Raw genomic sequence first — 23,062 nt, 5'->3', positions numbered from 1 at the left:
CCCCTCAGCCCTTGGCCACGGCACGCAGCCGGTCCACCACGTCGGCTCGCAGCTCGGCCGGCTCCAGCACCACCACGTCCGGCCCGAACTCCACCAGCCAGGCATCCAGCCCGTGCCCGTACGGAATCTCCAACTCGTCCCAGCCATCGCCGAGTTCCCGTACGGCCGTCGCTTTCGCCCGCAAAGGGTACCCGGCGCCAGAGCGCAGCCGGATCAGCGCGGAGCGGTCGGCGATCTCCCCGGCCCAGCTCGCGACGGTCTCCCGGACGGTGACGACATCGGGCACCGGGGCGGTGAACCGCGCGCCACGCGAGCGGACCCTGCCGGTGATCCGGGACAGCCGGAACACCCGCTCGGCGCCCCGGTCGCGGTCCCAGCCCGCCAGATACCAGTGGCCGCGCCAGCACTCCAGCGCCCACGGCTCGACATGCCGCGGCTCGGGGTGGGCGGCGGTGGCCTTGCGGTAGTCGAAGACGACCGGACGGCGGTCCCGGCAGGCCAGCATCAGCGGTTCGAACGCGGCCTCGTGCACGGGGATACGGGGCTCCAGCGCGCCGTGCGCCTCGTACGGGTCGACGTCCTCGGGCAGCCCGGCCGCGCGCAGCTTCTGCAGGGCGCCGCTCGCGGCACCGGCGAGCCGGGCCTGCTGCCACACCTTGGCGGCCAGGCCCAGCGCTGCGGCCTCCTCGGCGTCCAGGGTGATGGGCGGGAGGCGGTTGCTGTCGCGACGGGCGAGGTAGCCGACCTCGCCGTCCAGGCTGTCGACGGTCTCGATGACCAGCCCGAGCTCGCGCAGGTCGTCCTTGTCCCGCTCGAACATCCGGTTGAACGAATCGTCGGACCCGGCTTCCAGGTAGGCCTCGATGGACTCGCGCAGCTCGCGCTTGCTCAGCGGCCGCCGCGTCCCGAGCAGACACAGCGCCAGGTTCATGAGCCGCTCGGCCTTGGCAATGGCCATCGACGCCCTACGTCTTTCCCTATGGTTCCCGTGGTCCCTACGATCGACGACCGTACCGCTCACAAGTGCCCTGGCAAAAGCCGAGGGCCCATGCCGGACAGGCATGGGCCCCAGGTGGTCGGGCCCGGTCCGATCCTGCTCAGACCCCGAGCAGGTCGACCACGAAGATCAGGGTCTCGCCGGGCTTGATCGCCGGGGTCGGGCTGTGGTTGCCGTAGGCGAGGTGGGCGGGAACGGTCAGCTGGCGGCGGCCGCCGACCTTCATGCCCTGTACGCCCAGGTCCCAGCCCTTGATGACCCGGCCTCCGCCCAGCGGGAAGCGGAACGGAGTCCCGCGGTTCCAGCTGGCGTCGAACTCCTCGCCCGTGCTGAAGGAGACGCCCACGTAGTGCACGGTGACGGTCTGACCCGCCTGCGCCACTGCGCCGTCGCCCTCCCAGATGTCCTTGATCTCCAGGTCCGCCGGGGGCTCTCCGCCCGGGAAGTCGATCTCGGGCTTGTCGATGTTCACGTCTTTCAGCTCCTGCTTTGTCCGCGGAAAGGCAACAGGGACCAGTCTTACACCTGCGGGCCTCAGAGCTTCGCCAGGATGTCCACCGAGAAGACCAGCGTGGAGTCCTTCTTGATGCCGCTGCCCTGCGGCGGGTTGTTCCCGTAGCCCAGCTCCGGCGGGATGACGATCAGGACGCGGCTGCCGACCTTCTTGCCGGTCAGGCCCTGCGCCCACCCCTTGACGACCTGCTGGAGCCCGAACGACGCCAGCTGCTTGTTGGCGTACGACGAGTCGAACTCCTTGCCGCCGTCCCACAGCACGCCCTTGTACTGCACGAGCACGCTGTCGTCGGCGGCGACCTCGGGGCCGTCGCCCTCGATGACGTAGTTCGACACGAGCTTCTTCGGCGCGTCGGCCTTGGGCACCTCGATGGAGGGCGCCTTGCCGTCGGTGTTGGTGCCGACCTTGGGCAGGGCGGCGTCGTTCTGGGCGGTCTCGCTGCCCTTGGCGGAGCTCTTCGCGTTGTACGTGTCCTGCACGTCCACCACGAACACCAGCGTGTCGGTGCCCTTGATGCCCGCCTGCGCGTTGCCCTGCGAGCCGTATCCCCAGGTGGGCGGCACGGAGAAGAGGACGCGGCTGCCGGTCTTCTTGCCCGTGAGGGCATAGCGCCAGCCGTCGATGATGGCGCCCTGGGCGAGCTGGATGGCCAGCGGGGTCTTGCGGTCGTAGGAGTTGTCGAAGACCTTCGCGGTGTTCCAGACCTGGCCCAGGTAGTGCGCGACGACGTAGTCGCCCTCGGCGACCGTCTTGCCGCCGCCGGCGATGGCCGTCTTCACCGCGAGCTGCTTCGACGGGTCGCCGCTGCCCTTGGCGACCGTGGGTTTCTGCTCGAACTTCATGCCCGCCGTGATCGCCGGCAGCGGGCCGTCGACGATCTTCGGCGGCGGCGCCGCGGACGGCCCCGACGGCGAGGGCGACGCGCTGTCGCTGGCCTTGCTCGAGTCGGACTTGTCGTCGCCGCATCCGGCGATCGTGACCAGTCCTGCGGGAACGGCGATCAGAAGTGAGCGTCGGCGCACGGTGGGGGCCTCGTAATCGGTCGATCTTGCGATGGCGTGCGCGCAACTCTACGGCGTGAGCCGAGCGCCGCACTTGTAACGTGCGGCGCTCGTGTTGCGTTCCGGGGCTTCACCCCGAGCGCGGTGGCTCACATTCCGGCAATCAGCTTCTCCACCCGGTCGTCCACGGAGCGGAACGGGTCCTTGCACAGCACGGTGCGCTGTGCCTGGTCGTTCAGCTTGAGGTGGACCCAGTCGACGGTGAAGTCCCGGCGCTGTTCCTGTGCCCGCCGGATGAAGTCGCCGCGCAGCCGCGCCCGAGTGGTCTGTGGCGGAACAGACTTGCCCTCGAAGATCTTCAAGTCGTTGCAGATCCGGGCGGCTTGGCCCTTCTTCTCCAGCAGGTAGTACAGGCCACGGCGGCGGTGGATGTCGTGGTAGGCGAGGTCTATCTGCGCCACGCGCGGGTGTGACATGGTCATGTTGTGCTTGCTGCGGTACCGCTCGAGGAGCTTGTACTTCATCACCCAGTCGATCTCAGTGTCGATGCGGTCGAGGTCCTCGGTCTCGATCGCGTCCAGGGTGCGGCCCCACAGCTCCAGGACCTGTTCGACGATGCCGGTGCGGATGCCGCGGCGCTCGCAGAAGTCCAGGGCCTTCTCGTAGTACTCCCGCTGCACCTCCAGGGCGGAGGCCTCGCGGCCGCTGGCCAGGCGGACCTTGCGGCGGCCGGTGGTGTCGTGGCTGACCTCGCGGATCGCCCGGATCGGGTTCTCGAGGGTGAGGTCGCGCATCACCGTGCCCGCCTCGATCATGCGCAGCACCAGGTCGGTGGCGCCGACCTTGAGCAGCATGGTCGTCTCGGACATGTTCGAGTCGCCCACGATGACGTGCAGGCGGCGGTAGCGCTCGGCGTCCGCGTGCGGCTCGTCGCGCGTGTTGATGATCGGCCGGGAGCGGGTCGTCGCCGAGGAGACGCCCTCCCAGATGTGCTCGGCCCGCTGGCTGACGCAGTACACCGCGCCGCGCGGCGTCTGCAGCACCTTGCCGGCGCCACAGAGCAGCTGCCTTGTCACCAGGAACGGAATGAGAATGTCCGCGAGCCGGGAGAACTCCCCGTGCCGGGCCACGAGATAGTTCTCGTGGCAGCCGTAGGAGTTGCCCGCCGAGTCGGTGTTGTTCTTGAAGAGGTAGACGTCGCCTGCGATTCCCTCCTCGTGCAGGCGTCGTTCCGCGTCTACCAGGAGTCCTTCCAGAATGCGTTCGCCGGCCTTGTCGTGGGTGACCAGTTCGGTCACATTGTCACATTCGGGTGTCGCGTATTCCGGATGTGAGCCCACGTCGAGATAGAGGCGGGCGCCGTTTCGCAGAAAGACATTGCTGCTGCGGCCCCATGACACGACACGGCGGAAGAGGTACCGCGCCACCTCGTCAGGCGACAGGCGGCGCTGTCCCCTGAACGTGCACGTGACGCCGTACTCGTTCTCCAGCCCGAAAATGCGGCGGTCCATGAGTGAACATTACGCCCGATCCCCCGAGCTGAAACGAGGTTCGACGGCACGGTTTGGATCATTTTCCGAACCGGTGGCAACCACCGCCGCTGCGGCGGGAGCTGCGAGGACCCGCTGGGTGCCCACCAGAACCAGCAGGGAAACCGCCCCCGCCGCGCCCGGTACGGCGAAGCCCCACTGGGCCCCGCCGGCCTCGACGACCGGGCCCGCGATGCCTGTTCCGACGGAGTGGCCCACTGTGAAGGTCGTCACAAGCCAGGAGAACGCCTCGGTGACCGTGCCGCGCGGAGCATGCCGGTCGACCAGCACGAACGCGCAGGCGATGGACGGAGCCAGGAAGACGCCCGCGAGCACGGTGAGCAGCACCATCGCCACCGCGCCCGGCATCAGCATGAGCGGCAGGTAACACACCGCCAGAAGGGTCACCAGGATCCGCAGTCGCCGCGCGGGCTCGCCGGTCCACCGCCGTCCGCCGTAGACACTGCCGCCGATGAGCGCGCCGAGCCCGATGGCGGCCATCAGCCAGCCGTAGACCGTGTCGCCGCCATGGTCGTCCGCATACGGCACCGCGGCCACGGTGATGGACCCGAGCGCCATCCCGACGAACAGGAACGCGCCCAGCAGCGCCAGCATCCCCGCCGAGCGGAGCGCGCCGAGCCAATGCGCCTCGCGGGGAGCCGAGCGCCACGCGCGCGAGGGCGGCGACACGACCACCGAGAGCGCGCCCAGCACCCCCACGGCATTCAGGACCAGTAGCGCCGCCTGGGCCGACCACAGGGACACACACAGCGTGACGAGCAGCGGCCCGACCGTGAACATGATCTCCTGCGCCACGGCGTCCATGGCGTACGCGGTGTGCACGTGGTCCTCCTTACGGAGGACCGAGGACCACAGGGCCCGCAGGCCGCCCTCCAGGGGCGGCGTGAAGAGCCCGGCCGCCGCTACCGACACGCAGGCCACGGCCGCCGGATCGGTGCCGCTGACGGCGAACACGGCCATGGCGAGGGCGGAGGCGAGCGCCGCGGGCAGCTGGACGCGCGGCTGCCCGTACAGGTCCACGATCCGGCCGAGCACCGGCTGGCCGACGGCGTTGGCGACGCCGTACACGGCCGCGAGCGCGCCCGCCAGGCTGTAGGTGCCGCCCTCGGACCGGACGAACAGCACGATCGCGATGGCCGCCGTGGCGTTGGGCAGCCGCCCCACGAGCGTCCCGGCCAGCAGCCGGGCGGCGTGCCGGGCCCGGAGGATCTCCAGATATGTCGTGCCCACTGACCCCACCCTCTCTGGTTCGCGACGCTCCACTCGCCGCTGCCGGCGGCAGTGTTACGTATAACCCCTGGCGTCATACGTACCATGTCCGCTGTTCGCCAGTCCAGACGAAGGAGCGTCCGACGGTGGCACGAGGCAGCACACGGCCCACGAGCCGGGACGTCGCCCGGGCCGCCGGTGTGTCCCAGGCGGCGGTCTCGCTGGTCCTGGGCGACAAGTGGCGCGGCCGTGTCTCGGAGGCCACCGCGGAGCGCGTACGGCAGGCCGCGGTCGACCTGGGCTACCGCCCGAACCTCGCCGCCCGCAATCTGCGTCTGGGCCGCACCCGTACGGTTCTCCTGGTCGTCCCGGCGCTCACCACGGAGTTCTTCGCGGGCGTCTACACCGGTGCGGCCCGTGTGGCGGCCGAACACGGCTTCGGCATGGTCCTGTACCCCTCGCCCGAGGGCGTCGGCCCCGCCAAGGACCCCTTCGCGTCCGCCCAGGCGGCCCTGGACGGCGTGATCGCCTCCTCGATGGCCGCCGACGCCCTCACCGCGATCCGGGGCGACCAGCTGCCGCTGGTGATGCTGGACAGCGACCCGGAGGGCAGCCTCGGCGCGGCGACGGTCAACCTGGACATCGCGGACGGCGTACGCCAGGTCGCGAACCACCTCCTGGCCCTGGGGCACCGCCGCTTCCTGCACCTCGCGGCCGACGTCCCGTCCTGGACGTTCGAGGTACGCGCGCGGGAACTGGCGGCACGGGTGGGCGCGGTCCCGGGCACCTCGGTGCGCACGACCCGGGCCCCCATCTCGATCGAGGGCGCTGTCACCGCCACGGAGGCCGCCCTCGCAGGCGCTGATCCTCGACCCACGGCCCTGGTCTGCGACGACGACAAACTCGCCGCCGGCGCCTACAAGGCCATCCGCCGCCTGGGACTGCGCATTCCCGACGACATCTCCGTCACCGGCCTGGACGACCTCGCCCTCGCCACCGCCATCGACCCCGAACTGACCACGGTCCGTCTCGACGCGGAACTCTTCGGCGAACGCGGCATGCAGGCCCTCCTCTCCGTCCTGGAGGGCCACGCCCCCGCCCCCGGCGCCATCCCCGTACACCTGGTCGTACGAGGCTCCACGGCCCCGCCACGGGCGTGAGAGGGCCGCCACGGGTGACTGGCGCGGCGCTTTCCTCGCACCCGGCACCGGTGCGGGCCGGGGTGGGTGCGCTCGCCCGAGCTGGCGGGGTGCCTCCCCCACGCTCGAACGAGCTCGCGCGGGGGCACCCCCATCGCCCACCCGTGCCGCCCCAGCGGGACAACTGCCCGCAGCTATGTCGGGTGTGGGTGCCGGGGGCTGCGCCCCCAGACCCGGCTGGGGCCTGAACGGCCTCGTCCCCAAACGCCGGACGGGCTGAGAGATGCCGACCGGCACCGAGAAACACAGTCGCCCACCCACCGGCCGCACCTGCACCCCCACACAGGCACACACACGCCGCGCGCCCCGGCCGGTGAAGGCCAGGGCGTGCGCGGGCGGTGAGGGAGGGTTACTCCTCGTCGGACGAGGAGGGCTCCGTGTCGGTGGTCGGGGTGTCCGCGTTGCCCTCCTCCAGGAGGCGCGACAGCTGGGCGCCGACGATGCGCTTGAACTTGCGCTTCTGCGGCCGCGTACGGTCCAGCACCGCGACTTCCAGGCGCTCGGCCGGAATCTCCCGCTGCGTGCCGTTCGACTCTCGGGACAGGGCCTGCACCGCCAGCTTCAGCGCCTCCGCCAGGGTCATACCGTCCTGGTGGCGCTGGTCCAGGTAGTTGCTGATCAGCTCCGCGTTGCCGCCGACCGCGACCGAGCCGTGCTCGTCCACGATCGAGCCGTCGTGCGGCAGCCGGTAGATCTGGTCGCCCTCGGGCGCCTCCCCCACCTCCGCGACCACCAGCTCCACCTCGTACGGCTTCTCGGCCGAGGAGGAGAAGATCGTGCCCAGCGTCTGCGCGTAGACGTTGGCGAGGCCCCGCGCGGTCACATCCTCCCGGTCGTAGGTGTAACCCCGCAGGTCGGCGTACCGGACACCACCGATCCGCAGGTTCTCGTACTCGTTGTACTTGCCGGCGGCAGCGAAACCGATCCGGTCATAGATCTCGCTGAACTTGTGCAGCGCACGGGACGGGTTCTCACCGACGAACACGATGCCATCGGCGTACTGCAGCACAACCAGGCTGCGACCACGGGCGATGCCCTTGCGGGCGTACTCCGCCCGGTCGGCCATGGCCTGCTGAGGTGAAACATAGAACGGCGTCGACACCGGTTATCCGTCCCTTTCTGTGGAAGTCACTGGATCACCTGACAACAGCTCGCCGGCCGACTACAGCAGCGCCGCCCGCGGACCGTCCGGCTGCTCCAGCCGCCGCTGCAGAACCGACCTGGCGGTCTCGGACGCCTCGTCCTCGGTCAGCCGGCGGAAGCCGTCCTCGGTGATCACGGTGACGATCGGGTAGATCCGGCGGGCGACATCGGGACCGCCGGTCGCCGAGTCGTCGTCTGCCGCGTCATACAGGGCCTGGACCACCAGCGTCGTGGCCTCGGACTCGCTCAGATCATCCCGGAAGAGCTTCTTCATGGCGCCGCGCGCGAAGATCGAACCCGAGCCCGTGGCCGCGAAGCCGGTCTCCTCGGAACGGCCGCCCGTGACGTCGTAGGAGAAGATGCGGCCCTTGGCGCGGTCCACGTCGTAGCCGGCGAACAGGGGCACCACGGCCAGGCCCTGCATCGCCATGCCGAGGTTGGAACGGATCATGGTCGACAGACGGTTCGCCTTGCCTTCCAGCGACAGCTGCGCGCCCTCGACCTTCTCGAAGTGCTCCAGCTCCAGCTGGAACAGCTTCACCATCTCCACGGCCAGACCCGCCGTGCCCGCGATGCCCACCGCCGAGTACTCGTCGGCCGGGAAGACCTTCTCGATGTCCCGCTGCGCGATCACGTTGCCCATCGTGGCCCGCCGGTCACCGGCGAGCACGACACCGCCGGGGAAGGACGCGGCCACGATCGTGGTGCCGTGCGGCGCCTCGATCGCTCCCTGGACGGCCGGCAACCTCCTGTTGCCCGGCAGCATTTCGGGCTGGTGCTCGGAGAGAAAGTCCACGAAGGACGAAGACCCTGGCGTCAGGAAGGCAGCTGGTAGACGCCCGGTGCTACGAGTGTTGGCTTCCACGCGGTTCCCTCCAAGTAAGCGGCGGCCCGGCGGACGGCGTCGGGATCGTCTCCCAACTTGCCGATGGCCGAGTTGCAGTTGAAGCACAGTACGCCACGGACCCTACCCGTCTTATGGCAGTGATCCACATGTGCAGCCGGAGACTTCAGGCAGATCACACAGAGCCCCACCTGCGAGGCGACCAGCTCGTCACGCTCCGCTTCGGTGAGGCCGTACTGGCGCTTCAGGTGTCCTGCACGGCCTTTCAATGCCTTGCACGACTTGCACAAGGTCGCCAGGCCATCCGAGGCACTACGGTTCCGCGTCCACTCACTGTGCGGTTTGATCTCGCCACAGGTGCGGCAGTACTTGTGGCCTTCCGGCACATCTACCCTGGGCCGGACGTTACGCCCCTTGGCCACCTGCCTCTGCTGGTGATACGCGGCCGCACACTCCCGGCAGTAAGCCTGCAAGCCATCACGCATCGACTTGTTCTTCGCAAACGCTGCTCGCGGCTTGTGTTGCTTACACCGCGAACAGCGCTTGACGCTCTTTTCGATTGCCAACTCGAGCATCCCCCGTAACCTTCAATTCGAAGGCTACTCGCCACCTTTCTGAACGAAACTTCGAACGAAGTCCTCTGCGTTCTCCTCGAGTACGTCGTCGATCTCATCCAGCACCGAGTCCACGTCGTCGCTGAGCTTCTCCTGCCGCTCCTTGAGGTCCTCCGAAGCCTGCGCTTCCTGCGCCTGCTCCTCGACCTCCTCGGTGGACCGGGTGGCCTTCTGCTGTCCGCCGCCGGTGTCCTTGGTCGCCATAACCCTCACCCCGCTCGGTTCGCCCGACTCAGTTCGCTCGGTACAAGATCAGACCCTACAAGCCGGGTCTGACAATCGGCCCCGTTGTTTCTCCAACGTACGGGGACCACCTCGATGATTCCCGGGCGCCGGGGTTTCCACCCTGTTCCGCCCGCCTGCTCCGGGTACCCCCTCAGCCGCCCGACAGGACCCTGACCAGGTCTTCTGCCGTGCGGCAGCGGTCCAGGAGCTCCTTGACGTGATTTCGCGTTCCGCGAAGCGGTTCCAGGGTTGGAACGCGCTGCAGCGAGTCCCGGCCCGGCAGATCGAAGATCACCGAGTCCCAGGAGGCGGCCGCCACGTCGTCCGCGTACTGCTCCAGGCAGCGGCCGCGGAAGTAGGCCCGGGTGTCCTCCGGCGGCTTCGTACGGGCCCGCTCGATGTCCGCGTCGTCCAGCAGCCGCTTCACGCGGCCGCGGGCCACCAGGCGGTTGTACAGGCCCTTCTCGGGGCGGACGTCGGCGTACTGGAGGTCGATCAGGTGGAGCCGGGCGGCATCCCAGTCGAGGCTGTCGCGGCGCCGGTAGCCCTCCATGAGCTCCCGCTTGGCGACCCAGTCCAGCTCACCGGCCAGGCCCATCGGGTCGTTCTCCAGCCGGTTGAGGGTGTCCTCCCAGCGGGTCAGGATGTCCTTGGTCTGGTCGTCGGCGTCCGCGCCGTAGCGCTCCTCCACGTACTTGCGGGAAAGCTCGTAGTACTCCATCTGCAACTGCACCGCGGTGAGTGTCCGGCCGCTGCGGAGCGTGACGAGCCGCTTCAGGGACGGGTCGTGCGAGACCTGGTGGAGGGTGCGTACGGGCTGGTCGACGGCCAGGTCCACGGCGATGAAGCCGTCCTCGATCATCGACAGCACCAGGGCCGTGGTACCCAGCTTCAGATACGTCGAGATCTCGGACAGGTTCGCGTCGCCGATGATCACGTGCAGCCGGCGGTACTTCTCGGCGTCGGCGTGCGGCTCGTCGCGGGTGTTGATGATCGGGCGCTTGAGGGTCGTCTCCAGGCCCACCTCGACCTCGAAGTAGTCGGCCCGCTGGCTGAGCTGGAAGCCGTGCTCGTGCCCGTCCTGGCCGATGCCCACGCGGCCCGCTCCGGTGAAGACCTGGCGGGAGACGAAGAACGGCGTCAGGTGGCGCACGATGTCCGAGAAGGGGGTCTCCCTCTTCATCAGGTAGTTCTCGTGCGTGCCGTAGGACGCGCCCTTGTTGTCGGTGTTGTTCTTGTACAGGTGGATCGGCTGGGCACCGGGGAGCTGGGCGGCCCGTTCCGCGGCCTCGGCCATGATCCGCTCACCGGCCTTGTCCCACAGCACGGCGTCGCGCGGGTTGGTGACCTCGGGCGAGCTGTACTCGGGGTGGGCGTGGTCGACGTAGAGCCGGGCGCCGTTGGTGAGGATCACGTTGGCCAGGCCGATGTCCTCGTCGGTCAGCTGGCTGGCGTCGGCGGCCTCCCGGGCGAGGTCGAAGCCTCGCGCGTCCCGCAGCGGATTCTCCTCCTCGAAATCCCAGCGAGCCCGGCGGGCCCGGTGCATCGCCGCCGCGTAGGCGTTGACGATCTGGGACGAGGTGAGCATGGCATTGGCGTTCGGGTGGCCGGGGACGGAGATGCCGTACTCCGTCTCGATGCCCATTACTCGCCGTACGGTCATGCGGCCCTCCTTGCCCGGCGGCACCCTCGGTCGTGGGCGCCGCTCAAGTACCGCTGGCGCTCCGATGCGTGTGCGGTGCCCGTCCCCGCACTGCGCGACTCGGCGGTACGGAAGAGCCTAGAACGCCTTTGCGCTGGTGGGGAGATCATTTGCTTCATTGCCTTGCACGCCCCTTGGTCCGGCCGGTGCCTGAAAAACAGTCGGCTGCGGGTACCCGCCGAGGGCACCCGCAGCCGCCCTGTCTTTTACAGGTACTGACCGGTGTTCGCCACCGTGTCGATGGAGCGTCCGGTGTCCGCGCCCTGCTTTCCGGTGATGAGCGTCCGGATGTAAACGATCCGTTCGCCCTTCTTGCCGGAGATCCGGGCCCAGTCGTCCGGGTTGGTGGTGTTGGGCAGGTCCTCGTTCTCCTTGAACTCGTCCACGCAGGCCTGGAGCAGGTGGGAGACGCGCAGACCCTTCTGATTCTTTTCCAAGAAGTCCTTGATCGCCATCTTCTTGGCGCGGCCCACGATGTTCTCGATCATGGCGCCGGAATTGAAGTCCTTGAAGTAGAGGACTTCCTTGTCGCCGTTGGCGTAGGTGACCTCCAGGAAGCGGTTCTCCTCGGATTCGGCGTACATCTGTTCCACCGCGGTCTGGATCATGCTCTGGACCGTGCTGGTCTTGTCGCCGCCGTGCTCGGTGAGGTCGTCGCCGTGCAGCGGGAGGCGCTCGGTGAGGTACTTGCCGAAGATGTCCTTGGCCGCCTCGGCGTCCGGACGCTCGATCTTGATCTTCACGTCCAGGCGGCCGGGGCGCAGGATGGCGGGGTCGATCATGTCCTCGCGGTTGGAGGCGCCGATCACGACCACGTTCTGCAGGCCCTCCACGCCGTCGATCTCGGCGAGCAGCTGCGGGACGATGGTGTTCTCCACGTCCGAGCTGACACCGGAGCCACGGGTGCGGAACAGGGACTCCATCTCGTCGAAGAAGACGATCACCGGGGTTCCCTCGCTGGCCTTCTCACGAGCACGCTGGAAGACCAGGCGGATCTGCCGCTCGGTCTCGCCGACGTACTTGTTCAGCAGCTCGGGACCCTTGATGTTGAGGAAGAAGCTCTTGCCGGCGGCCACGCCGGTCACCTCGGCGACCTTCTTGGCGAGTGAGTTGGCCACGGCCTTGGCGATCAGCGTCTTACCGCATCCAGGAGGGCCGTACAGCAGGACACCCTTGGGCGGCCGCAGTTCGTGCTCCTTGAACAGGTCGGGGTAGAGGTACGGGAGCTCGACGGCGTCCCGGATGGCCTCGATCTGGCCGCCGAGGCCGCCGATCTGCTCGTAGCCGATGTCGGGGACCTCTTCGAGGACGAGCTCCTCGACCTCGCTCTTGGGGACGACCTCGTAGACGTAGCCGGAGCGGGGTTCGAGCAGGAGGGCGTCGCCGGGGCGGATGGTGACGTCCAGCAGCGGCTCGGCGAGCCGTACCACCCGTTCCTCGTCGGTGTGCCCGAGCACCAGGGCGCGCTCGCCGTCCTCGAGGATCTCCTTGAGGGTGACGATGTCCCCGACGCGCTCGAATTCCATGGCCTCGACCACGTTGAGCGCTTCGTTGAGCATCAGTTCCTGGCCGCGCCTGAGCTCGTCCAGCTCGACGCTGGGGCTCACGTTCACCCGGAGTTTGCGGCCCCCGGTGAAGATGTCGGCGGTGCCGTCCTCGTAAGCCTGCAGGAAGACACCGAAGCCGGCCGGCGGCTGCGCGAGCCGGTCGACCTCCTCCTTGAGGGCCACGATCTGGTCGCGGGCCTCACGGAGCGTGTTGGCGAGTCGTTCGTTCTGGGCGGACACGCCGGCCAGGTTTGTCTGCAACTCGACGATCCGCTCTTCGAGAATCCTCGTGTGCCGCGGAGAGTCGGCGAGCTTGCGTCGCAGGACGGCGATCTCCTGCTCAAGATAGGCGATCTGCCCGGCCGGGTCTTCGGACCCCCGCCCCGGGCGGATGCCGCGGTTCATGTCGTCGTCGTGGGCTGCCACGGTCCTCACCTCCTCCAAGGGGAGCTGGACGCTTCCAGACCCTACCTGGGTGGGTGTCGATTGAAACCCCTAGATCACAAGACGGTCGGGGTGTGTCCGATCTTCACCCTTGCGCTCTCCCTCACGCCAGGGGAATACCCATCCAACATGATTGGAAAGCGGACGGAGGTAGGGTCTAAGCGTTCAACACCCGTCAGAGCTGGCCGGATTCCCGTACGGCTCCCGCGCAGGAAACGGCAGGAGAGATGAGCGTGGAGCAGGAGGCCGGGGCCGGCGGCGAGGCACTGGAGGTCTGGATCGACCAGGACCTGTGTACCGGCGACGGCATCTGCGCCCAGTACGCGCCCGAGGTGTTCGAGCTGGACATCGACGGTCTGGCCTATGTGAAGGGCCCCGCCGAGGAGTTGCTCCAGGACAGAGGGGCGACAACGCCCGTGCCGCTGCCGCTTCTCACGGATGTCGTCGACTCCGCGAAGGAGTGTCCGGGCGAGTGCATCCACGTGCGTCGAGTTTCGGACAGGGTCGAGGTGCACGGACCGGACGCAGAGTGACCGGATCAATACGCTCCGTCGTCGCTGTCTGATTTCTCACATGTCGGGCGCGCGCGGCGTTCACGCACTGTGCGCACCGGCCTCACATGCTCGGGTGCCGGGAGGCATGCCGCAGGCGCCTTGCGGACGCGTGCTGCGGGCGCCTCGCGTGCTGCGGTGCCGAGTCACACGCTGCGGGCGCCGGCGGCCTTGGAGCGCACGAACGCACCGTCCTTCCACTGCCAATTCGCCCGGTCCGTGACGTCGGGGCAGCAGCGGGGCACGTCGCGGGACGAGTAGCCGAGGAGTGTGGCACGCACGACGCCGTCGCGCACAGTGAGGGCGCTGACGGTGTTCTGGTCCTTGGGGGCGACGAGGGTGGCCACCACGCGCGGCTTGCCGCTGCCGGCGGCCGCGGTGAGGACGTAGACGCCGTCCGGCGGGGTGCCCATGGGCGAGTCGCAGTGGACCGCGGCCACCGTCTCGGGTCTGCCGTCGCCGTCCAGGTCCCCGGAGGCCTGCTTCACCACGACGGCCTTCACCGGACCGCATTCGAGCGGGAACTCCACGGCCGCGGGGTCGGGCGCCGCGGTGGCCGCCGGGGCGGACCTGTCCCCCGGTCCCGACTGGGCCGCCTTCGCCGCCCCGGGTTGCAGGACCGAGGAGAGGGCCATGACGCCGGCGACGGCCGTGGCGGTGGCGAGCCAGTGGATCGGGCGGGTCTGGGTTTGCGCGAGGGCGAGCTCCGGGACGGCGGAAGGCTGCACTAGGAAGTGTCTCCTGTGAGGGCTGTGCCGGTGGGGTGCAGTGGGGTGGCCAGCATGGTCCCACACGTCAGGGGTCAGGGGAACGGCGGGGGTGGGGGCGGTGCCCGCCGCCCTGGAGGTGACCGTTTCTGCCGCCGTGTCAGCACAAGGGCGCCGTGCCGGACTTCCGGATCGTGTCCGGGAACTCCGCCACGGCGCCCGTACGTTGGTCGTCCGTACGTTGCTCGCGGCAGCGGGCCGGGTCAGCGGCCGGCGCCGCCGGAGGCGTTGGGGCCTTCGTAGTCCTCGCCGTAGGCGCCCTTGGCGGGACGGCGGCGGCGCATGGGCGGCTCGACGCCGTCGGCGAGGCGGCGGGCGGTGAGCAGGAAGCCGGTGTGGCCGATCATCCGGTGGTCCGGGCGGACGGCCAGACCCTCGATGTGCCAGTTGCGGATCATCGTCTCCCAGGAGGTCGGCTCGTTGAAGCAGCCGATCTCGCGGATGGACTCGACGGTCCGGGCGAGCTGGGTCGTGGTCGCGACGTAGCAGCACACGATGCCGCCGGGCACGAGCGCCTTGGAGACGGCCTCCAGGCACTCCCAGGGGGCGAGCATGTCGAGGATGACCCGGTCGACTTCCGTGTCGGACAGGTTGTCCTGGAGGTCGCCGACGGTGAGCTGCCAGGCGGGGTGCGGGCCGCCGAAGTAGCGCTCCACGTTCGCCTGCGCGATCTCGGCGAAGTCCGCGCGGCGCTCGTAGGAGTGCAGCATGCCCTGGTCGCCGATGGCGCGCAGCAGGAAGGTGCTGAGCGAGCCGGAGCCGACGCCGGCCTCGACGACGCGGGCGCCGGGGAAGATGTCGGCGAAGGCGAGGATCTGCCCCGCGTCCTTTGGGTAGACGACGGCTGCCCCGCGGGGCATGGACAGGACGTAGTCGGGGAGCAGGGGGCGCAGCGCGAGGTAGGCGACGTTCCCGGTGGTGCGGACAACGCTGCCCTCGGGAGCGCCGATCAGTTCGTCGTGCGGGAAGGAACCCTTGTGGGTGTGGAAGTTCTTCCCGGCTTCGAGCGTGAACGTGTAGTGGCGGCCCTTGGGGTCGGTCAGCTGTACCTGGTCCCCGACCTTGAAGAGCCCGCGCCTGCGGGCGGCACCGGTCGGTTCGGACATGTGACCAGCCTACCGGCGTTTCCAGGGACCGCCGACCACGCGCGCGGGCGGTGGGGCTTCAGCTGGGCCTTGCCATCGCCTTGACGAAGGCGCGCTCCACGTCGGCCGCCGACAGGACGCCGTAGATCTCGCCGGTCTCCTCGACCACCAGGTACTCGGTGGTCGGGGTTGTGCGCAGGGCTTCCAGGAGTTCCTCCCCGGCCAGCTCGGCGGAGACGCGCATGCCCTCGGTGAGCTCTTGGGAGAGGCCGCTGACCGCGACCCAGGGGCGGCGGTGTTCGGGTACGCCGACGATGGCGGCCTCGCGGACGAGGGAGAGGGGGTTGCCGTCGGCGTCGACGACGACCAAGGCGCGGGCCCCGGCGGCGTTGGCGCGGCGCAGGGCCTCCGAGAGGGGCGTGTCGGTCTGGACGGGGACCGCGCGGCGGGTGAGGGTGCGGGCGCGCAGTTCGGGGAGGTGCTCGCGCAGCCGGGCCATGCGCAGGCTGTTGCCGGCGCCGGTCCAGATGATCGCGGCGAGGATGGCGGCGAGCAGGGCGTCCAGGACGGTGTCCATGCCGACGCCGGCCTCGGCGGCGGAGCCGAGGGCTCCGGACTGGGTGAGCAGCGGCAGTCCGATCAGGACGGAGACGGCGAGGGCGCGGCCGACCCAGGCGGCGGCGACCGTACCGCTCATCGGCCTGCCGGTGATCTTCCAGACGACGGCGCGGAGCATGCGGCCGCCGTCCAGGGGCAGGCCGGGCAGGAGGTTGAAGGCGGCGACGATGAGGTTGGAGATCATCAGTCCCGCCAGCAGGACGCCGGGGACGGTGCCGGGTTCGACGGTCTGCATGGCGAGGTAGAAGAGCCCGGCGAGGGCGAGTGAGAGCAGCGGGCCGACGAAGGCGAGCACGAACTCCCGTCCGGGGGTCTCGGCCTCCTTCTCGATCTCGGATACGCCGCCGAAGAACTGGAGCTGGATGCGGCGGACCGGGAGTTTGAAGCGGAGGGCGGCGACAGTGTGGGCGAGCTCGTGGACGAGGACGGAGGCGTAGAAGGCGACCGCGAAGAAGAGGGAGACAAGGTAGCGGGCGGCGCCGAGCTCGGGCAGCACGCGGTCGAGCTGTCCGCCGAACACCCAGGTGATCAGGGCGGCGACCAGGAACCAGCTCGGGGCCACGTACACCGGCACGCCGAACGGCCGCCCCATCAGCAGCCCGCCCCGGGGCTCGGGCCGCTGCGGCCGCCCCTGCCCGGCCCCGGAATGCGCGAGCGACCGGTCCCTGTCCGCAACGCCCTCACCTGCGGTACGACGCTTGTCGCGCGGGGGCTTCCGCAGCGACGGGCGGCCGGGCTGACCGGAGCCGCCGGACACGTGGTCGTCGTTGCCGGACGCGCTGTCGGGGTGATCCGAGGTCCGGGCACCGGATGCGGTGGGGGAACGATCGCCGCGGCCGGGACCAGCGGGCGCGCCCGCGTGGGGGGCAGCGCTGTCGCCGGACGCCTCGTCCGCATCCGGCGGGGTCCTCCGGTTCGGAGTCCGGCCACCGGGGCCGGCATCCGCACCATCGGCCGAGACGGCACTATCTGCTGCCCCGGCTCCCGTACGACTCTCGGTCCGCGGCTCGGGATCCCCCCGTCGACTCTCCGACGCCGCCCCGGCACCCGCATCTCCTTCGGATCCGGTCCCGGCCTCATGGCCGCCCGCAGATGCATCGGAACCCGGCCGACGCCCAAGGCCATCCGCAGAACCGCCGGCGACCGGCCGGATCTCGCCCCCGTCGGCAGAATCACCGGAAGGCTGCCGAGCCTCTCGGCCGACCGCAGAACCGCCGGAACCCGTCCGGGGCTCATGGCCGTCCGCGGAACCGTCGACGTCCGGCCTGGCGTCGCGACCGCCCGCGGAATCATCAGAACTCCGCCGGGCCTCATGGCCATCCGCGGAATCATCAGAACCCCGCCGAGCCGACGAGCCGTCCGCAGAACCGCCGGAACCAGGTCGGACCTCATGGCCGTCCGCAGAATCGCCGGAACTCCGCTGGGTCTCGTGGCCGTCGGCGGATGCGGTTGCGGTCTGATGTGCTGGGGAGTCGGAGCTGGGTTCCGTGGCTCGGGGGGTGGTCTCGGGGTGGGTGGGCGGGTTCGTGGTGTCGTTCCTCTCCGGGGGCGTCTCGGGGGACTCGGACTGCCGTTGCCGCGTGGGGTGTTCGGCGGGCGTGGGGGCGGGGTGCGCGGCGGTGTCCGGGCCTGCGGGGCCGACGTCCGGGGCCGTAGGTCCTGCGTGGTGCTCGGCCGACTCGTCGCTGCCGGACCGCGGCTGCCCGCTCCCGCCGCTCTCGTCCACGGTGTCCCCTCGCTCGAAGCGTCTCCCGTGCCTGCCGGACGGGAGGGTCTCAGGTCGATGGTATGCGGCCCTGGCGGTGCCCAACGCCCCGGCACCCCAGTGTCCTCCCCCGCTCGGTTCCCTCCCGCGTGCTTCGCCGTTGACCTCCGCCGCCCACCTCACGACCGCGGCTGGGTCACTGTCAGTGGCGGGCCGTAAGGTCTGTCGTCATGGAGACGAGCACCGAGGGCGTCGTGGCGGACACCGGCAGTCCTGACGTGGCGGCAGACGTGCCGCAGACGGCCGGGCCGACGGCGGCGGCAGTGGACCCGGCAAGCGAGACCGAGCCCGTCGCGGAGCGCGTCGCCATACCGCCCGCCGCGCTGTCTCCCTCGCGTGCCAGTGACTTCATGCAGTGCCCCCTGCTGTACCGCTTCCGGGTCATCGACCGGCTGCCCGAGAAGCCCAGCGAGGCGGCGACCCGGGGCACGCTGGTCCACGCCGTGCTGGAGCGGCTCTTCGACGCCCCGGCCACCGAGCGCACCGCGCCCCGGGCCAGGTCCCTCGTCCCGGCCCAGTGGGACCGGCTGCGCGAGACCAGGCCGGAGGTCGTGGAGCTGTTCGCCGACGACCCGGAGGGGGAGCGGCTGGCGCGCTGGCTCGGGGAGGCCGAGCAGCTCGTGGAGCGCTGGTTCACGCTGGAGGACCCGAGCCGGCTGGAGCCGGCCGAGCGCGAGCTGTTCGTCGAGGCCGAACTGGACTCGGGGCTGCGGCTGCGCGGCATCATCGACCGGGTCGACGTGGCGCCCACGGGCGAGGTGCGGATCGTCGACTACAAGACGGGCAAGGCACCCCGGCCGGAGTACGCCGAAGGCGCGCTGTTCCAGATGAAGTTCTATGCCCTGGTGGTGTGGCGGCTCAAGAAGGTCGTCCCCCGGCGGCTCCAGCTGGTGTACCTCGGCAGCGGGGATGTCCTGACGTACGACCCCGTCCCCGCCGACCTGGAGCGCGTCGAGCGCAAGCTGCTCGCGCTGTGGGACGCGATCCGGCGGGCGACCGAGAGCGGCGACTGGCGTCCGCGCCCGACCAAGCTGTGCGGCTGGTGCGACCACCAGGCGCACTGTCCGGAATTCGGCGGCACTCCCCCGCCCTACCCCCTCCCGGTGAGGGCGGCTGAGTCCGGGGCCGGGGAGCAGGGCAGAATGGGGCCGGACTAGCGAAGGAGACTTACGTGGCCATCCGCGTCCTACTGGTCGACGACCAGCCGCTGCTGCGTACGGGCTTCCGGATGATCCTGGAGGCGGAGCAGGACATCGCGGTCGTCGGCGAGGCCGGAGACGGCCTCCAGGCCCTGGACCAGGTGCGGGCCCTGCAGCCCGATGTGGTCCTGATGGACATCCGCATGCCACGGATGGACGGGGTGGAGGCGACCCGGCAGATCACCGGGCCCGAGCGGGACGGCCCGGCGAAGGTGCTGGTGCTGACGACCTTTGATCTCGACGAGTACGTGGTGGAGGCGCTGAAGGCGGGCGCCAGCGGATTCCTGCTGAAGGACGCCCCGGCCAACGAGCTGGTGCAGGCCATCCGCGTGGTGGCCGCCGGCGAGGCGATGCTCGCGCCGAGCATCACCAGGCGGCTGCTCGACAAATACGCCACGCATCTGCCCTCCGGCGACGAGCCGGTCCCCGACACCCTGCACACGCTCACCGAGCGCGAGGTGGAGGTGCTGAAGCTGGTGGCGCGCGGCCTGTCCAACGCCGAGATCGCCGCCGACCTGTTCGTCAGCGAGACCACGGTCAAGACGCACGTCGGGCATGTGCTCACCAAGCTGGGCCTGCGCGACCGGGTGCAGGCCGCGGTGTACGCGTACGAGAGCGGGCTGGTGCGCCCCGGCGCGCAGTAGGCAGTCGTACGCAGAGCACGGGGCGGTCCTTCGGCCAAGGACCGCCCCGTGCTCGTGTGAACGCTCAGCTCTTGCTGAGTTCCCAGAACCGGAACACGGTCGAGGCGTCCAGGCAGTACTCCAGGCCGTAGACGCCGTCGCGGACGACCGCGTACTGCTTGGCCTGCCACACCGGCAGGACGGGGAGTTCGTCGGCGACGATGTCCTGGAGCTGTCCGAACTCCTTGTCGGTCGCGGAGCGGTCGCTCTGGGCCGCGGTGGCCGGGATCAGCGAACCGGTGATGGTGTTGTTGGAGTAGTTGTTGCCGAGCACGTTGCCGTTGCCGAAGAAGGGGGCCGTGAAGTTGTCGGCGTCCGGGTAGTCCGGCACCCAGCCCTTGACGTACACGCCGTACTTGCCGGCGGCGATGTCCTTCTCGTACTGGTCGAAGGCGACGGACTTCACGTTGGCGGCGAACAGGCCGCTGTCGTTGAGCTGCCGGGCGATCTCGGTGAGTTCCTGGTCGGTGGCCGGGCCGTAGCGGGACGGCGTGGACCACAGGGTCAGCTTCACCTTGCCGGTGATGCCGTCGGCGCGCAGGGCGGCCTCGGCGTCGGCCTTGGAGGGGCGGGCGCCGTAGGTGTCGAAGAAGGCCGTGTTGTGGCCGGCGATCCCGGCCGGGATGATCGAGTACAGCGGGGTCGCGGTGTCCTGGTAGACGTCCTTGATGAGGGCCTCGCGGTCGATCAGGTGGGCGATGGCCTTGCGTACGCCGAGCTTTCCGGCGACCGGGTCGTCCATGTTGAACACCAGGTGCTGGACCTCGGCGCTGCTGCCCTCGACGACCTCGACGCCCGAGCCGTTGTCGGCCTCCTCGATGTCGGCGATGTCGCCGGCGGTCAGGCCGCGGTAGGCGATGTCGACCTTGCCGCCCATGAGGGCCTGCTTCAGGGCGGGCTGGTCGCCGTGGAAGAACTTCAGCGTCACGCCGGAGTTCTGGGTCTTCGCGGTGCCCTTGTAGTTGCCGTTGACGGAGAAGACGGCCTGGTCCTTGCCGAAGGAGTCCAGCTTGTACGGGCCGGAGCCGACCGCCTCGCCGTCCTTGCGCAGCCCGTTCGCGTCGTACTGGCCGGAGGCGACGATGGAGCCGGCGCCCGAGGCTATCTTGCTCGGGAAGGTGGCGTCGGAGGTGTTGAGGCGGAAGACGACCGTCTTCTCGTCGGGCGTCTCGACCTTGTCGAGGGTGGGGAACATGACGGCGGGGCCGTCGGCATCGTTGATCTTCAGCATGCGGTCGAAGGAGAACTTGACGTCCTTCGAGGTGAGCGGGTCACCGTTGCTGAACTTGAGCCCGTCCTTCAGCGTGCACTTGTAGACCTTGGTCTCCGTGTCCGTGAAGGCGCAGCTCTTAGCGGCCTCGGGCTGCGGCTCGGTGGCGCCCTTGGGGAAGCTGAGCAGGGACTGGAAGACGTTGTTGAACAGCAGCCAGGAACCGGGGTCGTACCCGGAGGCCGGGTCCGTGGCCAGGACGTCGTCGGACATCCCCACCACCACGGAGGAGCCGTCGCCTCCGGATTCGCCGTTCTCGGTGCCGCAGCCGGTCAGCAGGCCGGAGGCCAGGCCCGCCACGATCGGCAGGACTGGCCACTGGGTGCGCATGTTCACGTTGCGAGTGCCTTGTCGTCGGTTCTCGGATGCCCGGGGCCGTCGTCCCCAGCCCCGGGCACGGACGGTCCGTCAGCCGCTCATACCGCGGCCGAGCTCCCAGAGCTGAAGCGTCGAGGAGGAGTTGAGGGCGTACGCCGCGCCCGTGATGCCGTCGCGTACGGCGACGTACTGATTGCCCTGCCACAGCGGCAGGACGGGTACGTCATCGGCGACGATGTTCTGGATGTCCGTCAGGCTCGGCGCGGCGGCGAGCCGGTTGGCCTCGCGGCGGGACTCCGGAATCAGCTTGTTGCGGATCCGGCTGTTGGCGTACGGCGAGCCGAGGGTGTTGTCCTTGTCGAGGAACGGCGCGAGGAAGTTGTCGGCGTCCGGGAAGTCCGGGAACCAGCCCATGCCGTAGACGTCGTACCGACCCTTCTTCTCGGCCGGGCGGAAGGTGTCCCACGGCGTGCCCTTGATGCGTACATCGAACAGGCCGCTGTCGTTGAACTGCTTCTGGAGGACCTCGAACTCCTCCTTGGTGGCCGGGCCGTAGTGGTCGGTCGTGTAGTGCAGCGTCAGCTTGACCGGCGTGGTGATGTCCGCCGCGGCCAGCAGGGCCCTGGCCTTGGGCACGCTCGGGTCGCCGTACTTGTTCAGGAACGAGTTGGAGTGCCCGGTGATGCTGGCCGGCACCATCGAGTACAACGGCTCGGCCTGGGCGCCGTACACCTTGGAGACGAGGTCGCTGCGGTTGACGATCTGGGCCATCGCCTGGCGCACTGCCCGGGACTTCACGGTCGGGGCGTCGGTGTTGAAGCCGAGGTAGCGGATCTCCAGACCGGGCATGTCGACCAGGTCTATGTGTTCCTGGGTGCCGTTGGACAGCCTCTGGATCTGCTGCGGCGACATGGTGCGGGTCATCATGTCGATGTCGCCCTTCTCCAGCGCCGTGCCCATGGCGTCGGCGCTGTCGTAGGAGACCAGGTCGACCTTGTCGTTGTTCACCTCCAGCGAGCCCTTGTAGTTAGAGTTCTTGGTGAACTCGGCCCTGACCAGCTCGTCGCCCTTGACGTCGGCGTGGAAGGTGTAGGGGCCGGAGCCGTCGACGTCGAAGCCGTCGCGCAGCTTGTTCTTCGGGTAGTCGTCGGGGTTGACGATGCCCGCGACCGGGGTCGACAGCTTGAACGGGAAGGTGGCGTCGGCGGTCTTGAGGTGGAAGATGACCTCGCGGTCGCCCTGCGTCTCGACGGTGTCGATGGTGTTCAGCAGGCCGGACACGCCGCTGTCGGCCTTGAGGGCGAGGGCGCGGTCGATGGAGTACTTCACGTCGGCCGCGGTGACCGGGTCGCCGTTCGCGAACTTCAGGCCCTCGCGCAGGGTGCACGCGTAGCGCTCGTTACCGGTGTCGGTGAAGCCGCACTTCTCGGCGGCCTCGGGCACCGGGTCGCCCCCGCCGCGCGGCTGGATCATCAGCGTCTGAACGGTCTGGCGGAGGATGTTCCAGGGGCCGATGTCGTAGGCGTACGCCGGGTCGAGGGGAGCGGGGGCGTCCTTCGAGGCGATGAACCGGTCCGTGGTGCCGACGACGATCGGATTGCCGCCGCCGCTGCCGCTGTCGGTGGCGCCGCACCCGGCGAGCACGGGCGCGAGCAGGCCGACCACGGCCGGCAGCACCAAAGTCTTGCGGTTCATGCTCGCGATTCTCCAGAGCGGTGTACTCCGTGCGCCCGGCACGCATGGGTGGTGCGGCGGGCTCACAGGGGTGGGGCGATGTTCTCGCGACGAGATTAGTCCGCACCTGCAGCAGGGGTCGC

General features: G+C 69.5%; 20 protein-coding genes. 4 read left to right on the top strand and 16 right to left on the bottom strand.

The genetic code is table 11. The features are described 5' to 3' along the window. Positions 1–4: 4 nt before the first annotated feature. The 5 genes from H8R17_RS13425 to H8R17_RS13405 form a co-directional block, all read right to left on the bottom strand. A complete protein-coding gene (locus H8R17_RS13425; protein ID WP_187823399.1) occupies positions 5–958 on the bottom strand; it encodes a YafY family protein in 954 nt (317 codons plus the stop codon). 139 nt (positions 959–1,097) lie between these two features. Next, complete coding sequence (locus H8R17_RS13420; RefSeq protein WP_187823398.1) at positions 1,098–1,469, bottom strand: FKBP-type peptidyl-prolyl cis-trans isomerase; 372 nt, start codon at positions 1,467–1,469, stop codon at positions 1,098–1,100. Between the two features lie 62 nt (positions 1,470–1,531). After that, positions 1,532–2,533 carry an FKBP-type peptidyl-prolyl cis-trans isomerase gene (locus tag H8R17_RS13415; RefSeq protein WP_187823397.1) on the bottom strand — a complete coding sequence of 334 codons (1,002 nt, stop codon included), beginning with the start codon at positions 2,531–2,533 and terminating at the stop codon, positions 1,532–1,534. Positions 2,534–2,661: 128 nt separating this feature from the next. Beyond that, entirely contained in the window at positions 2,662–4,023 is a 1,362-nt protein-coding gene (pafA, locus tag H8R17_RS13410) for a Pup--protein ligase (RefSeq protein ID WP_187823396.1), read from the bottom strand. Positions 4,024–4,032: 9 nt separating this feature from the next. Further along, positions 4,033–5,292 carry an MFS transporter gene (locus tag H8R17_RS13405; protein WP_187823395.1) on the bottom strand — a complete coding sequence of 420 codons (1,260 nt, stop codon included), beginning with the start codon at positions 5,290–5,292 and terminating at the stop codon, positions 4,033–4,035. A gap of 125 nt (positions 5,293–5,417) precedes the next feature. On the opposite strand from H8R17_RS13405, the gene H8R17_RS13400 reads away from it, so the two are divergent. Next, positions 5,418–6,431, top strand: coding sequence for a LacI family DNA-binding transcriptional regulator (locus H8R17_RS13400; protein WP_187823394.1), 1,014 nt, complete (start codon positions 5,418–5,420; stop codon positions 6,429–6,431). Between the two features lie 388 nt (positions 6,432–6,819). Here the strand turns inward: H8R17_RS13400 and prcA are convergent, their stop codons facing one another. The 6 genes from prcA to arc all read right to left on the bottom strand — a co-directional run bounded on the left by prcA (position 6,820) and on the right by arc (position 12,971). Then, complete coding sequence (gene prcA / locus H8R17_RS13395) at positions 6,820–7,572, bottom strand: proteasome subunit alpha (RefSeq protein WP_187823393.1); 753 nt, start codon at positions 7,570–7,572, stop codon at positions 6,820–6,822. A gap of 60 nt (positions 7,573–7,632) precedes the next feature. Further along, positions 7,633–8,478, bottom strand: a complete 846-nt coding sequence (gene prcB, locus H8R17_RS13390; RefSeq protein ID WP_187823392.1) for a proteasome subunit beta — start codon at positions 8,476–8,478, stop codon at positions 7,633–7,635. Continuing rightward, on the bottom strand, positions 8,430–9,032 hold the full coding sequence (locus H8R17_RS13385) for an endonuclease VII domain-containing protein (protein WP_187823391.1): 603 nt from the start codon (positions 9,030–9,032) through the stop codon (positions 8,430–8,432). The genes prcB and H8R17_RS13385 overlap by 49 nt, the downstream gene beginning before the upstream one ends. 24 nt (positions 9,033–9,056) lie before the next feature. Then, on the bottom strand, positions 9,057–9,275 hold the full coding sequence (locus tag H8R17_RS13380; protein ID WP_108147781.1) for a ubiquitin-like protein Pup: 219 nt from the start codon (positions 9,273–9,275) through the stop codon (positions 9,057–9,059). Positions 9,276–9,447: 172 nt separating this feature from the next. Further along, the gene (gene dop, locus H8R17_RS13375; RefSeq protein WP_399476663.1) at positions 9,448–10,959 is read right to left on the bottom strand and encodes a depupylase/deamidase Dop; all 1,512 of its coding nucleotides are present in this window, start codon (positions 10,957–10,959) and stop codon (positions 9,448–9,450) included. 245 nt (positions 10,960–11,204) lie between these two features. Then, positions 11,205–12,971 carry a proteasome ATPase gene (gene arc / locus H8R17_RS13370; protein WP_187823390.1) on the bottom strand — a complete coding sequence of 589 codons (1,767 nt, stop codon included), beginning with the start codon at positions 12,969–12,971 and terminating at the stop codon, positions 11,205–11,207. A 245-nt stretch (positions 12,972–13,216) separates the two neighbouring features. On the opposite strand from arc, the gene H8R17_RS13365 reads away from it, so the two are divergent. Then, positions 13,217–13,522: a ferredoxin gene (locus H8R17_RS13365; RefSeq protein WP_187823389.1), complete on the top strand. Its 306-nt coding sequence runs from the start codon at positions 13,217–13,219 to the stop codon at positions 13,520–13,522. 164 nt (positions 13,523–13,686) lie between these two features. Here H8R17_RS13365 and H8R17_RS13360 read toward each other — a convergent pair whose 3' ends face one another. The 3 genes from H8R17_RS13360 to H8R17_RS48650 form a co-directional block, all read right to left on the bottom strand. Continuing rightward, positions 13,687–14,268 carry a hypothetical protein gene (locus H8R17_RS13360; RefSeq protein WP_187823388.1) on the bottom strand — a complete coding sequence of 194 codons (582 nt, stop codon included), beginning with the start codon at positions 14,266–14,268 and terminating at the stop codon, positions 13,687–13,689. 242 nt (positions 14,269–14,510) lie between these two features. After that, the gene (locus H8R17_RS13355) at positions 14,511–15,413 is read right to left on the bottom strand and encodes a tRNA (adenine-N1)-methyltransferase (RefSeq protein WP_187823387.1); all 903 of its coding nucleotides are present in this window, start codon (positions 15,411–15,413) and stop codon (positions 14,511–14,513) included. Between the two features lie 58 nt (positions 15,414–15,471). Further along, positions 15,472–17,163 carry a site-2 protease family protein gene (locus H8R17_RS48650; protein ID WP_399476673.1) on the bottom strand — a complete coding sequence of 564 codons (1,692 nt, stop codon included), beginning with the start codon at positions 17,161–17,163 and terminating at the stop codon, positions 15,472–15,474. A 782-nt stretch (positions 17,164–17,945) separates the two neighbouring features. Between H8R17_RS48650 and H8R17_RS13345 the strand changes: the two genes are divergently transcribed. Together H8R17_RS13345 and H8R17_RS13340 are read left to right on the top strand one after the other, a co-directional pair. Continuing rightward, entirely contained in the window at positions 17,946–18,932 is a 987-nt protein-coding gene (locus H8R17_RS13345) for a RecB family exonuclease (protein WP_187823385.1), read from the top strand. A 14-nt stretch (positions 18,933–18,946) separates the two neighbouring features. Beyond that, a complete protein-coding gene (locus H8R17_RS13340) occupies positions 18,947–19,618 on the top strand; it encodes a response regulator transcription factor (protein WP_187823384.1) in 672 nt (223 codons plus the stop codon). Positions 19,619–19,682: 64 nt separating this feature from the next. Here the strand turns inward: H8R17_RS13340 and H8R17_RS13335 are convergent, their stop codons facing one another. Together H8R17_RS13335 and H8R17_RS13330 are read right to left on the bottom strand one after the other, a co-directional pair. After that, positions 19,683–21,263 carry an ABC transporter substrate-binding protein gene (locus tag H8R17_RS13335; RefSeq protein WP_187823383.1) on the bottom strand — a complete coding sequence of 527 codons (1,581 nt, stop codon included), beginning with the start codon at positions 21,261–21,263 and terminating at the stop codon, positions 19,683–19,685. 72 nt (positions 21,264–21,335) lie between these two features. Next, positions 21,336–22,940, bottom strand: coding sequence for an ABC transporter substrate-binding protein (locus H8R17_RS13330; protein WP_187823382.1), 1,605 nt, complete (start codon positions 22,938–22,940; stop codon positions 21,336–21,338). Positions 22,941–23,062 lie beyond the last annotated feature (122 nt).

It is taken from the genome of Streptomyces sp. TRM68367, from assembly GCF_014495685.1.
Classification (GTDB): domain Bacteria; phylum Actinomycetota; class Actinomycetes; order Streptomycetales; family Streptomycetaceae; genus Streptomyces.
This window is presented reverse-complemented; position numbering and strand designations above follow the sequence as displayed.

Excerpts from the sequence above, each read along its gene's own strand:
- H8R17_RS13425 (WP_187823399.1), bottom strand. The coding sequence starts at position 958 with ATGGCCATTGCCAAGGCCGAGCGGCTCATGAACCTGGCGCTGTGTCTG.
- pafA (WP_187823396.1), bottom strand. The coding sequence starts at position 4,023 with ATGGACCGCCGCATTTTCGGGCTGGAGAACGAGTACGGCGTCACGTGC.
- H8R17_RS13385 (WP_187823391.1), bottom strand. The coding sequence starts at position 9,032 with ATGCTCGAGTTGGCAATCGAAAAGAGCGTCAAGCGCTGTTCGCGGTGT.
- H8R17_RS13380 (WP_108147781.1), bottom strand. The coding sequence starts at position 9,275 with ATGGCGACCAAGGACACCGGCGGCGGACAGCAGAAGGCCACCCGGTCC.
- dop (WP_399476663.1), bottom strand. The coding sequence starts at position 10,959 with ATGACCGTACGGCGAGTAATGGGCATCGAGACGGAGTACGGCATCTCC.
- H8R17_RS13365 (WP_187823389.1), top strand. The coding sequence starts at position 13,217 with ATGAGCGTGGAGCAGGAGGCCGGGGCCGGCGGCGAGGCACTGGAGGTC.
- H8R17_RS13355 (WP_187823387.1), bottom strand. The coding sequence starts at position 15,413 with ATGTCCGAACCGACCGGTGCCGCCCGCAGGCGCGGGCTCTTCAAGGTC.
- H8R17_RS13345 (WP_187823385.1), top strand. The coding sequence starts at position 17,946 with ATGGAGACGAGCACCGAGGGCGTCGTGGCGGACACCGGCAGTCCTGAC.
- H8R17_RS13330 (WP_187823382.1), bottom strand. The coding sequence starts at position 22,940 with ATGAACCGCAAGACTTTGGTGCTGCCGGCCGTGGTCGGCCTGCTCGCG.